Below are 15,004 nucleotides of genomic sequence, written 5' to 3' on the forward strand. Positions count from 1 at the left end.
TGGGGCATGCAGTCGTGGCAAGCCCTCCGATGCCATATCGGCTCTTGAAGCTGGCTGAGGGTCATGGGTAATCAGGATCTCTTTTATATGGATATGCATTTTGCACGCATCCTGATGGCGGCTTTTTCACCGACCGGAGTGCAACCGGGATTCAAAGTTTTTTCATTAGTTGAATTTTTTCAGTCACCTTGCGCCGATTTCGGGTTCGCCTTAACTCAAAAAGTGATGCTTGTCACATTCGTTCCCGTCACCAAGGAGATAACCATGAAGATCCCGTCGCTGTTTCTGTTCGTCGCCCTGGTCCTGCCCATGACACCGGCCTTGGTGCATGCCCAGGGAGCCCCCGCCATGCCGCTGGTGGTCTGTCACGTTGACCAGGCACCCCAGATGCTGGTCCCCGCCTACCTATGCCAATGGCACGGTGGCAGCCAGCATCCCTGACCCTCTCGCCCAAGGGGAGGCGATCTCCTCTTGGGTCATCCCCGCTCTCCCTCCTTTATCTCCTGAATGGGATCCGGACCACGCCACCTGCATCATGCCCGTTGCTCTCCTCCACCCTCATCTGCGATCGACACTGATCGGCCTCCCCGGATTCTGAACCGCAGTTAAACGCCTTGTGAGATATTCGCCATCGACTGAGTAAGTAAAGTGCCAACAAAATTCTCGCCATAGTCGGAAGATGCGCGTGAAAAAACAGCATGAGAGATCATTAAAGCCATGATTTTAAAAAAGATAACTTCATTATCCTTTCGCGGGAAACCAGTTTGAATAAAACGTTTTTCAGCATGTCATTGTCGCCCTGCGCGAAATCCTTATAGTTACTCCTGCACGGACGCAATGAAGTCGGTCAGGAAGACTGGCTGCCAGGGTTGGGCAAATGGACTCACCACAGGATGTGGTAAAGGACACCTCCCAGGACGGAGAAAGTGCGACGGGAACGGATGACTCGTCAGGCCATGATGGCTAAAGGACACCCCAAAGGATTGGGAAGGGGAAACCTAAAGGAAGAGGTATAGTCAGGGATTGCAGGGAGCAACTTCGTTCAAGGATATGAGCGATAAGACTATCGGGGGCGACGCAAGTCGCCCCCATCTTTTTTGGGTATTTTTCACGTCTGCCCGCTGATGGGTCACCCCGGCCACGATGTTGCTGGCCAGGGTACCCGGGACTCGCCCAGCCGGCGCTATTCCAGCCGGAAGTGCCCCACTATCTCCCGCAGCCTGTCATAGGTGCGCTGCATGGCGTTCGAGCTGTCCACGGTGCGCTCGCCATTCCCCTTGAGCTGGGTGATCACCTCGGCGATGGCACTCATGTTGCGATTGATCTCCTCGGCGACGGCACTCTGCTCCTCCGCGGCCGTGGCAATATGGCTGATGAGATCGTTGATCTCCACCACTTCTCCCGCCATCAGATCCAGTGACGCATTCACCTTGCTGGTGTTTTCCGCCGCATCCTGGCAACTCTGCCGGGTGTTGCCCATGGCGGCCACCACGGTCTGGGTGCCCCGTTGCAGCCTGGTCAGCATGGTCTGGATCTCGGCAGTGCTCTTCTGGGTGCGCCCCGCCAGAGAGCGCACTTCGTCCGCCACCACCGCAAACCCCCGCCCCTGCTCCCCGGCCCGGGCCGCCTCGATGGCGGCGTTGAGGGCCAGCAGGTTGGTCTGCTCTGCGATGCCACCGATGACCCCGAGAATCGAGCCTATCTGCTGCACATCCTGCTGCATGGCTTCGATGGAGTGTGCCGTGGTCTCCACCTCCGTCACCAGCGCAGTGACGCTGGCCATGGCCTGATCCACCACCTGACGCGACTGGTTGGCCAGTTGCTGGCTCTGGCCAGTCAGCTGGGCAGTATTGGCCGCGCTCTCCGATACCGAGACGGCAGTACGGCTCATCTCGTTGATGGCGGTGACCACCTGTTCGGTCTCCCGCACATGCTCGGCCAGCAGGCCCTGGGCTGACCCCGTCTGCCTCGCCAATGCCGATATCCCTTCATTGAGCTGGCCGCTCGCTTGTCTCACCTCCCCCATCATGCCCTGCAACTGCTCGATGAAACGGTTGATGCCCGCCGAGATCTGGCCGAGATCATCCTTGCTGGTCACCGTGAGCCGACGGGTCAGATCCCCATTGCCCTGGGAGAGCTCCTGCACCAGGTCGCGCAGGGAGAGGATGGGTCTATAGGCCAGGTTGAGGGCCACCATGGAGAGGGCCAGTACCAGCGCCGCCACCCCGAGCAGGGCCAGGGTGATCTTGCCGTTGAGCGCCTGGGTCATGGCCCGGATATAGTCGAGATCCACATAACCGGTCAGGGTCCACTCGCTGCCGCGAATATCCAGCTTGTTGGGGCGGCTCTCGCTCTCTCCCTGGGGCTTGCTGCTGTAGAGCACCTGTCCCTGACTGTCGGTGAGGGAGAAGTAACGCCCTTCTCCGCTTACCTTGGTCAGCAGCGTCTTGAATTCGCTCATGTCGAGGTAGTAGAGGTAGGCGGAGTCTGCACCGCGCGGCACCAGGATGGAGATGACGGGTTTGCCGTCCAGCTGCTCCAGCGGGCTGACGGTGATCTGGTTGTTGGCGGCGGGGATCAGCTTGCGCAGGGCGTCAACCCTGGCCTTGTCGTCGATGACCCCGTTCGCGTCGAATGCCATGTCGCCAATGAGCTTGACGATGTTGTGAAAGCCGGTCTCCTGCAGCGCCTTCTTGACGCTGGTCACCCCGAGGTTGAGGTTGGCGGCCAGCAGCACCTTCTGGTTGATGTCACCCGCCAGCTTCTCCCTGACCAGGGTGATCTGCTCGTTGATGTTCTGGGTGGCCTGGGTGCGGATGTAGCCGCTGATGAAGTGGTTGACGCTGAACCAGGCGGTACCGATGGTGACCAGAATGGCGAGCAGCAACAGCACGTTGATTTTGACTTTGAATGCCATGGTATGGGTCCCTCCAAAGAGAAAGGGCCGGGATGACCCGGCCCTCCCTGCCAATGCTTACTTCTTCTTGGCGTACTTCATGGAGTCCAGGGCTACCGCCAGGATGATGATGCCGCCCTTGATGATGAACTGCCAGTAAGGGCTGACACCGATGTAGGTCAAACCATAGTTGATCAGCGTGAAGATAAGTACGCCGGTGATCACACCCGCGACAGTTCCCACACCGCCGGCAAACGAAACGCCCCCCACCACGCAGGCCGCGATGGCATCCAGCTCGTACATGAAGCCGAGGTTGTTGGTGGCACTGCCGATCCGCCCCGCTTCCAGCATGCCGCCGAAGGCGTAGAAGACACCGGCCAGGGCATAGATGACCACCAGGTTGACGGCGACGTTGACACCGGACACCTTGGCCGCTTCCGGGTTGCCACCGATGGCGAAGATGTTCTTGCCAAAGCGGGTCTTGTTCCACAGCACCCAGACGAAGACGCTGGCGATGGCCGCATAGAAGGTCAGGTACGAGAGCTTGAACCCGCCAATCCGGATGAAGCCCTGCGCAAAGTTGGAGAAGCGAGGATCAAACCCGGCCACCGGAGAAGCACCCACGGAGTCGAAATAGAGGGAGTTGATACCGTAGACGATGATCATGGTGCCCAGGGTGGTGATGAAGGGCGTCACGTTCAGGTAGGCGACGATCAGGCCGTTGACCAGACCAATCAGGGCCCCCACCACGCACACCAGGAGGATCACCGCCGGAATGGGCACCTCCCCCAGGGTGGGGAAGACCTTGTTCACGTTGGTCAGGGCCTGCAGCATGGTGGCCGCGATCAGCGCCGCCAGACCGACCTGACGACCGGCCGACAGGTCAGTACCCTGGGTGATGATGATGCCCGCCACCCCGAGGGCAATGATGACCCGTACCGAGGACTGGGTCAGGATGTTGCTGAGGTTGGTGAGGCTGAGGAAGGATGGCTCCTTGATCACGATGATCATGAGCAACACCAGCAACACCACATAGATGCCGTTCTCTTTGAGCGCCTGCATCAGATTGAAATTTTTAGCCGACTCCATAATGTCTTCCTGTCTTTATAGGTACAGAGATGCCAGGCGCAGGATCTCGCTCTGGTCAGTTTCTTTGGTGTTGACGATCCCCGCGACCCGGCCATTGCTCATGACCATGATGCGGTCCGTGATGCCGAGCAGTTCCGGCATTTCGGAGGAGATGATGACGATGCCCTTGTCCTTCTTCGCCAGCTCCAGGATGAGCTGGTAGATCTCGAACTTGGCGCCGACGTCGATACCCCGGGTCGGTTCATCCAGCATCAGGATCTCGGGCTGGGTCAGCAGCCAGCGACCGATGATCACCTTCTGCTGGTTGCCACCGGAGAGGGAGCCGATCTGGGTCTGCTGGGTCGGTGTCTTGACCCGCATGGAGTCGATGACCCACTGGGTATCGCTCTTCATCTTGTTGTCGCTGAGCAGCCCCATGGATCCCTTGTAGTTGTCCATGTTGGCGATCAGGGAGTTGAAGGCGATGTCGAGGCGTGAATAGATCCCGGTGGAGCGGCGCTCCTCGGTCACCAGGGCGAAGCCGTTCTGGATCGCCTCGTGGGCGTTGTGGTTCGCCACCTCTTTGCCGTGCAGCTTGATGGTCCCTTCGCTGCGATCGCGGATGCCGAACAGGGTCTCCACGATGTCGGTGCGCTTGGCCCCCACCAGACCGGCGATGCCGAGGATCTCCCCCTTGTGCAGGTTGAAGGTCACGTCCTTGATGGAAGGCTGGTTCTTGGCCGTCAGGTGCTCGACCTCGAGGATCACCTCTTTGGGCTGGTTGGTTTTTTCCGGGAAGCGCTGGGTGAGCTCGCGGCCGACCATCATGCCGATGATCTGATCCATGGTCATGCCCTTGAGGGGCTGGGTCGCCACCCACTGGCCATCCCGCAATATGGTGATCTCGTCACAGAGCTGGAAGATCTCTTCCATCTTGTGGGAGATGTAGACGATGCCGCACCCCTTCTCCTTGAGCTTGTTGATGATCTTGAAGAGATGGTTGACCTCTTTCTCGGTCAGGGAGGAGGTGGGTTCGTCCATGATGACGATCTTGGCGTCATAGGAGAATGCCTTGGCAATCTCGATCATCTGCATCTGGGAAACCGACAGGGTGCCGACCTTGACCCTGGGGTCGATGTCGATGTCCAGCTCCTCGAAGATATGCTTGGTGTCCTGATACATCTTGCCGTGGTCGACAAACAGTCCCTTGGTGGGATAGCGGCCGAGCCACATGTTGTCCATCACGGTGCGTTGCAGTACCAGGTTCAGCTCCTGGTGCACCATGGAAACGCCATTCTCCAGCGCCTCTTTGGACGAGGTGAAGTTGATCTCCTGTCCCTTGAAGAAGATCTTGCCCTGATCCTTCTCGTAGATGCCGAACAGGCACTTGAGCAGCGTGGACTTCCCTGCGCCATTCTCGCCCATCAACGCATGCACAGAATGAGGACGGACCCGTAAATTGACATTATCGAGTGCCTTGACGCCAGGAAAGCTCTTACTGACGTCAATCATCTCCAACAGCCATTCTGATTGTTGCCGTGTTGTCATATCAGCCATCACATCTGGTTGAAAAGAGGGCAAGGGGATCTCCCTTGCCCTGAGGGGAGGAATTACTCGAATTGGGACAGGTTGTCTTTGTCTACGCCCACGTAGGCAACGCGGACGACCTTGTTGTCGATCTTCCAGTTGGTGCCTTCACCGGCCGGCTTGCCTTCGGCCAGGTTCTTGGTCAGCTCGAAGGTGGCCTTGGCCTGGTTGGCCGCATCGTTCAGCACGGTACCGGCCATGGCACCGCTCTTGACCATGGCCAGGGCTTCCGGCAGGGCGTCAACACCGAACACCGGGATGGCGGTCTTGCCCTGGGCCTTCAGAGATTCCACGGCGCCCATCGCCATGCCATCGTTGTTGGCGATGACCACTTCGATCTTGTTGGCGTTCGGACCGGAGATCCAGGCATCCATCTTGTCCTTGGCCATGGCGGTATCCCACATACCGGTATCCATGTGCAGTTGCTCGGTCTTGATGCCGCCATCGTTCAAGGTCTTGACGACGTAGGTGGTGCGGGCTTCCGCATCCGGGTGACCAGGCTCACCCTTGAGCAGCACGAACTGGATGACGCCATCCTTGTTCAGATCCCACTCGGGGTGCGCTTTCCAGTGCTTGGCGATCAGCTGGCCCTGAATGATTCCGGACTCCTTGGAGTCCGTGCCAACGTAGTAGGCCTTGTCATAGCTGGCCAGGTCGGCCGCGCTCGGTTCCTTGTTGTAGAAGACCACGGGGATCTCGTCCGCACGGGCTTTCTCAATCACGACAGGGGCCGCCGCCGGGTCAACCAGGTTGATGGCCAGGGCCTTCACGCCCTTGGCCAGCAGCACGTCGATCTGGTCGTTCTGCTTGGACTGGTCGTTCTGGGAGTCGTTCATCAGCAGTTCCACACCCGGGGTGGCCGCCGCTTCTTTCTCGATGGCCTTGCGCACCACGGCCATGAAGTTGTCGTCGTACTTGTAGACGGTGACCCCGATACGGGTATCGGCCTGGGCTTGGGCTCCCGTCATCAGTCCCATCAGCAAGGTGGCAACTGTCGTGAGTTTTTTCATTGTTATGCTCCGATCTCTATCTGTTTTTTGTAGGGAATGCTGTACACCGTTTGAGCTGGCGCCAGCCTAATGTAATCAGTTTGTTGTGAGGCGGTCTGTGATCCTGGCAACAAAATGAAAACGTTTACACTCTGTTACATAGCCGTAATATTGTTAAAAATTAAATAGTTACGTGAGAAACCGCCTTTGGATCTCGCCATCTCCCGACGGCGGGTCCGGCTAGCTCAGACGGCAGTGCCAGTGATAACGCCCCGGCAACAGCCAGAACTCGGGCCGCACGCTCTGGCTCCAGGAGTCGTCGCCTCCCACCCCCATGTGGAAGCCATCGAGGCACAGGTGCGTGCCCCCCAGGGCCACTAGATCGGTCTGGTGACGGGCTTCGGCCAGCTGCTGCTGACTGTAGCGGCTGACGCTGAAGTGGAAGCGCCCCTCCACCGCCAGATCCCCCAGTTGCAGTGCGCGGGTATCGCAGCGCAGTCCGTTGTCGGTCGGGAAGACATAAGGGGTGTGCAACGCCTCGATGGGCAATTGCCAGCGACCGAGATCGGCGGCGAGCCGGCGATCCGGGTAATTCTCGTGGGGGCCAAGCCCCAGCCAGCTCACCGGGGCACCTTCGGCCGGTTCATCGGCCAGCCAGAGCCGGGCACCGATGCGCGGCAGGGAGGGCATGTCGGCGGCCACCTCCACCTCGATGGCGAGGTGCATGGCGCCCTCCCCGTCCATCCTGTGATGCCAGCGGGTCAGGATCTTCGGCTCGTCACCCACGAAGTAGCCGTGGTGCGCCGTGATGAGACCCAGCTCCGGACTCGCCTCCAGGCCGAGACAGCGGTGCTGCAGATCATTGAGTCCGGCCTCCTGCCAGCGGGCAATCCAGGCGTTGGGATCGGCGTGATCCGCCTCGCTGGTGCCGATATCGTTGTCGAGCGGCGCCCGATAGAAGTGATCGGCGATGGCGTCGCGCAGCCGCTCGCGGCCCTGCTTCTGCCAGCTGACGATGCGACCACTGGCCTTGTCGAGCTGCCACAGGGAATCTGCGGCACCAAGCACCCAGTGATCGCGCTGCTCGGTCAGGCTGACCGCCGGGCAGGCCGACGGCAGCGCCAGGGGCGCGGGCAACAGGCATTGCTGGCGAGCCACCTCGTGACCCGCTCCGGCCCAGGCCGTGGCGGTGGGCTGCACGATGGCGAGATCCAGCCAGGCGAGCGCCCCCGGCGCAAAGGCCGGCAGTTGCTCCAGCAGGGTCAGCGTCACGCTCCCCCGGGGGGCCAGCTCGAGCGGGCATTCACCCTGGCTCACCACCACGCCGTCTTCACACAGACGCCACTGCAGGCGTTCGTTGTCCGTCTCGCGGAACAGGTATTCGCTGCGGATCTCCACCGTCAGCGGCTGGCGACCCTGCAGGGTCAGAACAAAGGGCTGCTGGGCACGCCGGGCTTCAAACAGGGAGGGATGGGGGGTGCGATCGGGGAACAGCAGGCCGTTGCAGCAGAACTGGCGATCGTTGGGAGTGTCGCCGAAATCGCCACCATAGGCCCAGAAATGGCGGCCATCGTCGGTCTGCTTGTCCAGCCCCTGATCGACCCAATCCCAGACAAACCCACCCTGCAGCCGCGGATGATCGCGAAATGCCTGCCAGTAATGGGCATAGCCCCCCAGGCTGTTGCCCATGGCGTGGGCGTATTCGCACAGGATCAGCGGCCGGGTCTCTTCCGGCAGGCCGATCCACTTGGCCAGCGCCCACTTGGGCACCGCCGGGAAGGGTTGATCCTGGTGGGTACGGGCATACATGGGGCAGATGATGTCGGTGGCCGGGGTGTCGGCCCCGCCCCCTTCGTACTGCACCGGGCGGCTGGGATCCGCCCCCTTCACCCAGCGATACATGGCGTCGTGGGCCGGACCATAACCGGATTCGTTCCCCAGGGACCAGATGATGATGCAGGGGTGGTTGAAGTCCCTGGCCACCATGCGGGTGACCCGCTCCAGGAAGGCGTTGCTCCAGGCGGGATCCCGCGCCAGCCGCCCCATGGGGGTCATGCCGTGGGTCTCCAGGTTCGCCTCGTCCACCACATAGAGGCCGAGCCGGTCGCACAGGCGATAGAGCTCGGGGTGATTGGGATAGTGGGAGCAGCGCACCGCGTTGAAGTTGTGCCGCTTCATCAGCAGCAGATCCTGCTCCATGTCGGCCGGGGTCACCACGTGACCCGTGGCGGGATGGTGTTCATGGCGATTGGCACCACGAATGAGCAGGGGTTGGCCGTTGACCCGCAGCAGGCCGCCACGGATCTCCACCGCCCGAAAGCCCACGTCATGGGCCTCGCTCTCGAGAATGCTTCCCTGCTCGTCCAGCAGGGTCAGGGTCAGGCGATAGAGGTGAGGGGTCTCGGCGCTCCACTTGTGTGGCGCCGTTACCGTCAGCCACAACTCGGCGCGATCGTCATACACCCCTTTCTCGTCGATGGCCTGGGTGCCGATCCGCTGGCGCAGGGTCGCGACCCGCTCGTCGCCATCATAGAGGTTGGCCTCCACCAACAGACCGGCTCCGTTGGCCGCCTGCAATTCAACCTTGAGGCGGGCATCCCGGTAGCAGGCGTCGAGCTCGGGCGTCACCCGGATATCCATCAGATGACGGGCCGGTTTGTGCAGCAGGCTGACGGAGCGGAAGATGCCGCTCATGCGCCACATGTCCTGATCTTCCAGATAGGAGCCGTCAGACCAGCGCAGCACCAGGACGGCGAGGCGGTTGGCCCCGGCCTGAAGGAAGGGGGTCAGATCGAATTCCGCCGGCAGCCGGCTGTCCTGGGAGTAGCCGACCCAGCGGCCGTTGCAGAAGAGGTGAAACGCGCTGTCCACCCCGTCGAAGATGATCCGGGTCTGCCCCTCGGCCAGCCAGTCCGCAGCAACGGTGAACTCGCGGGAGTAGCAACCGGTGGGGTTCTCGGCAGGCACCCGGGGCGGGTCGCAGGGAAAGGGGTACTTGATGTTGGTGTAGATGGGCACATCCGTGACGGGCCGCGCCCCCGGGTAGGCCGCAGCCAGTTGCCAGTTGCCCGGCACCTTGATGGGGCAGGCATCCGGCAGATCCTCCACCAGCCACTGCTCCGGCACCCGCTCCGGGGCCTCGAACCAGGAGAACTGCCACTCGCCGTCCAGCAGCAGGCGGGAAGGTGACAACCCCCCTATCCTGGCTTCCCCTTCACTGCGCCAACTGGACAAGGGGGTATGGGCTGGCAACCGGTTCACGGCGGTGATCCCCTGGGTCTGCCAATCCTGACGGGCCACTATCTCCCTGAGCATGCTTCACTTCTCCCTGCATTCACGCTGAAAACCACTGCAGTGTATGAGAGTTTTGCCCGGTGATCGGCGATCCCGCTCACACAGATGTAAACGATTACACTCGTTTTGTTAAGTAAAACGGAGTAAAAATCGGATAAATCCGGGTAAATGACCCCAAGGGGGGAAAAGCGGACCTTCGGAAGGGCAAAAGATGCCCGGGAGTGTGAAACCGGGAGGCAATGGCCGAACCAGCGGAGCAAGCCATGGCAAAGACCCGACATCGTGCCCCCTCGCCTCAACCCGGTTCCGGGCACACAGCCCGGTCTCTCGAAGGAGTGTGCAGGGACCACGAGAGCCCCTGCCCGGCGCAGAGAAAAGCCATGGCGAGCGTCTGGCAGGATCTGGCCGGAAGTGAGGCTCGGCAGGCCGGGGGAGAGGGGCTCGTGACAGACGAGCGGGAAGAACTGGCGAGTTCGGCAGGCAGGGAGCGTGAGGGGATGGTTCTCACTCCTCAGACAGTCCTTTATGGTCTGCGCTAGCCATGCTTTCAGCTATCCATGGTCTGAGCTATCTATCGTCTGAGCTATGGGGGCGCTTTATATGCTGCAGTACGGGTTCGCCAGGTGCAGCGCTTGCGCCGACGGGGCGCAAGCGCTGCGATCAGGACCTGACGGGAGCGACCGAATGGCGGTTGATCAGGGTGGGGGTATAGATGCGGCTCTGCACCGATTCGCTCTCCCCTGCGGCGAGTTGCAGCGCCAGCTTGGCCGCCTGGGCCGCCATCAGCTCGATGGGATAGCGCATGGTGGAGAGCTTGGGTCTCAGGTATCTGGCGTAGATGATGTCATCGAAGCCTACCACCGACACCTCTTCCGGCACCTTGAGGCCGTTGTCCGCCAGCACAGAGATGGCCCCTGCCGCCATGGCGTCGTTGTAGGCCACTACCGCCGTGATGGGCAACCCCTTGGCCAGCAGGTTGAGCATGGCGCGCTCGCCCCCCTCTTCATTGGGCATGCCGCTCTCCACCAGCTCGGGATCGGCGAAGACCTCCGCCTCCGCCAGGGCATCCTGATAGCCCTGGTGGCGCAACAGCGCATCCTCGATGGCGTGATCCGAGCTCAGGAAGGCGATATGGCGGTGGCCGAGATCCAGCAGATGACGGGTGGCGGTCGCCGCACCCTGGCGGTTGTTGAGGGCGATGCAGCGCCCCCTCAGACTCGGAATGTCGCGGTTGATCAGCACCATGCCGGGGGCGCGCAGGGCGTAGTCGACCAGCTCCTCGTCGCCGAGCGCCTTACTGTGCACCACCAGTGCCTCGCAGCGTTTGCCGATGAGCAGCTCGATGGCCTCCCGCTCCTGCTGGGCGCGGTGAAAACCATTACCCATCAACAGGTGCAAGCCCTGCTCCACCGCCACCGCCGCGACCCCTTTGACCAGGGCGCCGAAGAAGGGATCCGCCACGTCGCCCACCACCACTCCCATGGTGTCACAGGTCTGGCTGACCAGGGCCCGCGCGTTGGCGTTGGGGGTATAGCCCAGCTCGGCCATGGCCTTCAGCACCACCTCGCGGGAGGCGGCACTGGCCTTGGGTGAGTTGTTCATCACCCGTGAAACCGTTGCCACTGATACATTGGCCAAACGGGCGACATCCTTGATGGTGCTCATGCTGTTTTCACTTATTTCACGCTGCAACTGGCCGCATTATACCGTTCAATGTCACTGATAACAGGGGGAAAAATCAGAACTTGCCACATTGGTCGATGAAAACAAGTGTAATCGTTTACATATATTTGTTAAGCAGCTCACAGTTTGCCCGTCAGCCCCTCGGCTAGACTCCTGCTCAGGCTTTCCTGATGCGAGGAGTTGAGGGTGGAACAACGGATGAAAGTACTGGTCACCGGCGGTTGCGGCTACATCGGCAGCCACACCTGTCTGGCCTTGCAGGCCGCAGGCATGGAGCCCGTGGTGGTAGACAACCTCTGCAACAGCAAGGCGGGCGTCCTGACCCGTGTCGCCGCCATCAGCGGGCGCGAGCCCCTCTTCTACGAGGGGGACATCCGTGACCCGGCCCTGCTGGATCACATCTTCAGCGAGCAGCACATCGACGCCGTGATCCACTTCGCCGCCCTCAAGGCGGTCGGCGAGTCGACCCGCATCCCGCTGGACTACTACGAGAACAACCTGAGCGGCACCCTGGTATTGCTACAGGCGATGAAACGGGCCGGGGTACGCAATCTGGTGTTCAGCTCGTCGGCCACCGTCTACGGCGATCCCGCCAGCACCCCGATCCGGGAGGATTTCCCCCGCAGCGCCACCAACCCCTATGGCCGATCCAAGCTGATCATCGAGGAGATCCTCGAGGATCTGCAGCGGGCCGAGCCCCACTGGAGCATGACCCTGCTGCGCTATTTCAACCCCGTCGGCGCCCACGAGTCCGGCACCCTGGGGGAGGATCCCCAGGGCATCCCCAACAATCTGATGCCGTTTTTGACCCAGGTCGCCATCGGCCGGCGCGACTGCCTCTCGGTCTTTGGTAACGATTACCCAACCATCGACGGCACCGGGGTGCGCGACTACATCCACGTGATGGATCTCGCCGAAGGGCACGTCAAGGCTCTGGAACACTGCGCCGGACGGGGCGGTGTCCACGCCTACAACCTGGGCACGGGCCAGGGCCAGAGCGTGTTGCAGATGGTCGCGGCGTTCGAGGCCGCCTGCGGTCGGCCCCTTCCCTACCGGATCGAGCCACGGCGCCCCGGCGACATCGCCGAGTGCTGGGCCGATCCCGCCAAGGCCGCTCGGGAACTGGACTGGCACGCCAGCCGGGATCTCGCCGCCATGTGCGCCGACAGCTGGCGCTGGCAGTCCGCCAACCCCAATGGTTACGAGGCGTAGGCCCTGGCCTGCGCCTTCGGATGTATTCAACTCACACACTGGAGTGATGATGTTCAACCCCGTTGATCACCCCCACCGCCGCTTCAACCCGCTCACCGGCCAGTACGTGCTGGTCTCCCCTCACAGGGCCAAGCGCCCCTGGCAAGGCCAGGTCGAGAAGGTGAGCCTGGCGCCGAGCCAGGCCCATGATCCCGACTGCTTCCTCTGTGCGGGCAACACCCGGGTGACCGGCGATATCAACCCCGACTATCAGGGCACCTTCGTCTTTACCAACGACTTCGCCGCCCTGATGCAGGACACCCCGGCCGCTGACGCGGCGCCGGATCCCCTGCTGAAGCTGGAAGCCGCCCGGGGCACCAGCCGGGTCATCTGCTTCTCGCCGGATCACGGCAAGACCCTGCCCGAGCTGCCCCTGCCCGCCATCGAAGGGGTGATCACCACCTGGATGGACCAGGTGGCCGAGCTCTCTGACCAGTGGGAATGGGTGCAAGTCTTTGAAAACAAGGGCGCCGTCATGGGCTGCTCCAACCCTCACCCTCACGGCCAGCTCTGGGGCAGCGACTTCCTGCCCAACGAGATTGCCAGGGAAGAGGCGCACCAGCGCGCCTGGCTGGCCGAACACGGCCGCCCCCTGCTGCTGGACTATGTGGAACGGGAGCTGGCGGATCGCTCCCGCATCGTGGTGGAGACCGCCCACTGGCTAGCGGTGGTGCCCTTCTGGGCGGCCTGGCCGTTCGAGACCCTGCTGCTGCCCAAGGCCCATGTCCCCTCCATGCTGGATCTCACCCGGGAACAGCAACAGGACCTGGCCATCGCGCTCAAGGAGCTCACCAGCCGCTACGACAACCTGTTCCAGTGCAGCTTCCCCTACTCCATGGGCTGGCACTTCGCCCCACCCCGTTCCGACTGCCCCGAGGCGTGGCAACTGCACGCCCACTTCTATCCGCCCCTGCTGCGCTCCGCCACGGTGCGCAAATTCATGGTGGGCTTCGAGATGCTGGCCGAAACCCAGCGCGATCTCACCCCGGAACAGGCGGCCGAACGGCTGCGCGCCCTCAGTCCCATCCACTACAACGACCAGAACCAGTCCAACGAGGAGGCCCTATGACCCCGAGCCAGCGCGTCAGCGCCGTGTTTGCCGAGCAGTTTGAGCAACAACCCGACCTGCTGGTTCGGGCTCCAGGCCGCGTCAACCTCATCGGCGAGCACACCGACTACAACGACGGCTTCGTGCTGCCCTGCGCCATCGACTACGAGACCTGCGTCGCCATCGGCCTGCGCGGCGACAACCTGGTCGAAGTGATCGCCGCCGACTACGACAACCAGCGCGACCGGTTCAGTCTCGATCAACCCATCGAGCACCACCCCAGCCAGCGCTGGAGCGACTACATCCGCGGCGTGGTGAAACACCTGCAGGCACGGGGCCACGCCCTGCGCGGCCTCAATCTGGTGGTCTCCGGCAACGTGCCCCAGGGGACGGGTCTCTCCTCCTCCGCTTCCCTGGAGGTGGCCATCGGCCAGGCCTTCAAGGAGGCCCAGGGGCTGGCCATCAGCCAGGCGGAAATCGCCCTCAACGGCCAGCAGGCGGAGAACCAGTTCGTCGGCTGCAACTGCGGCATCATGGATCAGATGATCTCCGCGAGCGGCAAGCAGGATCACGCCCTGCTGCTCGATTGCCGTTCCCTGGAGACCCGGCTCATCCCCATGCCCACCGATCTGGCGGTACTCATCGTCAACTCCAACGTGCGCCGCGGCCTGGTGGACAGCGAATACAACACCCGTCGCCAGCAGTGCGAAACTGCCGCCCGTCACTACGGGGTCAAAGCCCTGCGCGACCTGGATCTGGCCACGCTGGAAGCGGGCAAGGCCGGTCTGGACGAGGCCTGCTATCGCCGTGCCCGCCACGTGGTCGGCGAGAACGCCCGCACTCTGGCGGCGGCCGATGCGCTGGCACAGGGCGATCTGGTGCGCCTCGGCGAGCTGATGGGCCAGTCCCACGCCGCCATGCGCGATGACTTCGAGATCACCGTGCCCCCCATCGACGGCCTGGTGGAGATCATCAAGGCCCGGATCGGCAGCGAAGGCGGTGTGCGCATGACCGGCGGCGGTTTTGGTGGCTGCGTGGTCGCTCTGCTGCGCCCCGAGAAGGTGGCCGAGGTGATCGCCGTGGTGGAGGCGGAATACCCGGCCCGCTTCGGCCTCAAGGCGGACTGCTACGTCTGCCGTGCCAGCGCAGGGGCCGGCAGACTGTAACGCACGCCTGACAACGGGTGAC

General features: G+C 62.3%; 10 protein-coding genes. 4 read left to right on the plus strand and 6 right to left on the minus strand.

The window, feature by feature from the left end; all coding sequences use genetic code 11:
• Positions 1–63: 63 nt before the first annotated feature.
• Positions 64–441, plus strand: coding sequence for a hypothetical protein (locus tag PG892_RS02795; RefSeq protein ID WP_270825113.1), 378 nt, complete (start codon positions 64–66; stop codon positions 439–441).
• 742 nt (positions 442–1,183) lie between these two features.
• On the opposite strand, the gene PG892_RS02800 is transcribed toward PG892_RS02795, so the two are convergent.
• The 6 genes from PG892_RS02800 to PG892_RS02825 all read right to left on the minus strand — a co-directional run bounded on the left by PG892_RS02800 (position 1,184) and on the right by PG892_RS02825 (position 11,499).
• Complete coding sequence (locus PG892_RS02800) at positions 1,184–2,917, minus strand: methyl-accepting chemotaxis protein (RefSeq protein ID WP_010676013.1); 1,734 nt, start codon at positions 2,915–2,917, stop codon at positions 1,184–1,186.
• 57 nt (positions 2,918–2,974) lie between these two features.
• Positions 2,975–3,985 carry a galactose/methyl galactoside ABC transporter permease MglC gene (mglC, locus tag PG892_RS02805; RefSeq protein ID WP_010676014.1) on the minus strand — a complete coding sequence of 337 codons (1,011 nt, stop codon included), beginning with the start codon at positions 3,983–3,985 and terminating at the stop codon, positions 2,975–2,977.
• A 15-nt stretch (positions 3,986–4,000) separates the two neighbouring features.
• Positions 4,001–5,521 (minus strand): galactose/methyl galactoside ABC transporter ATP-binding protein MglA, encoded by a 1,521-nt coding sequence (gene mglA / locus PG892_RS02810; protein ID WP_010676015.1) that lies wholly within the window; start codon positions 5,519–5,521, stop codon positions 4,001–4,003.
• Between the two features lie 53 nt (positions 5,522–5,574).
• Entirely contained in the window at positions 5,575–6,561 is a 987-nt protein-coding gene (gene mglB / locus PG892_RS02815) for a galactose/glucose ABC transporter substrate-binding protein MglB (protein WP_264787040.1), read from the minus strand.
• 219 nt (positions 6,562–6,780) lie between these two features.
• Complete coding sequence (locus PG892_RS02820) at positions 6,781–9,855, minus strand: beta-galactosidase (RefSeq protein ID WP_264787041.1); 3,075 nt, start codon at positions 9,853–9,855, stop codon at positions 6,781–6,783.
• 639 nt (positions 9,856–10,494) lie between these two features.
• Positions 10,495–11,499, minus strand: a complete 1,005-nt coding sequence (locus PG892_RS02825) for a substrate-binding domain-containing protein (protein WP_010676018.1) — start codon at positions 11,497–11,499, stop codon at positions 10,495–10,497.
• A 216-nt stretch (positions 11,500–11,715) separates the two neighbouring features.
• Here PG892_RS02825 and galE point away from each other — a divergent pair, with 216 nt between their 5' ends.
• The 3 genes from galE to galK are packed head-to-tail and all read left to right on the plus strand — an operon-like array spanning position 11,716 to position 14,982.
• Positions 11,716–12,729 carry a UDP-glucose 4-epimerase GalE gene (gene galE / locus PG892_RS02830; protein WP_264787042.1) on the plus strand — a complete coding sequence of 338 codons (1,014 nt, stop codon included), beginning with the start codon at positions 11,716–11,718 and terminating at the stop codon, positions 12,727–12,729.
• A 49-nt stretch (positions 12,730–12,778) separates the two neighbouring features.
• Positions 12,779–13,837 carry a UDP-glucose--hexose-1-phosphate uridylyltransferase gene (locus PG892_RS02835; RefSeq protein ID WP_039039638.1) on the plus strand — a complete coding sequence of 353 codons (1,059 nt, stop codon included), beginning with the start codon at positions 12,779–12,781 and terminating at the stop codon, positions 13,835–13,837.
• A complete protein-coding gene (galK, locus tag PG892_RS02840; RefSeq protein WP_042882341.1) occupies positions 13,834–14,982 on the plus strand; it encodes a galactokinase in 1,149 nt (382 codons plus the stop codon). Before PG892_RS02835 ends, galK begins: the two co-directional genes overlap by 4 nt.
• Positions 14,983–15,004 lie beyond the last annotated feature (22 nt).

It is taken from the genome of Aeromonas sp. QDB68 (genome assembly GCF_027707405.1).
Classification (GTDB): domain Bacteria; phylum Pseudomonadota; class Gammaproteobacteria; order Enterobacterales; family Aeromonadaceae; genus Aeromonas; species Aeromonas caviae.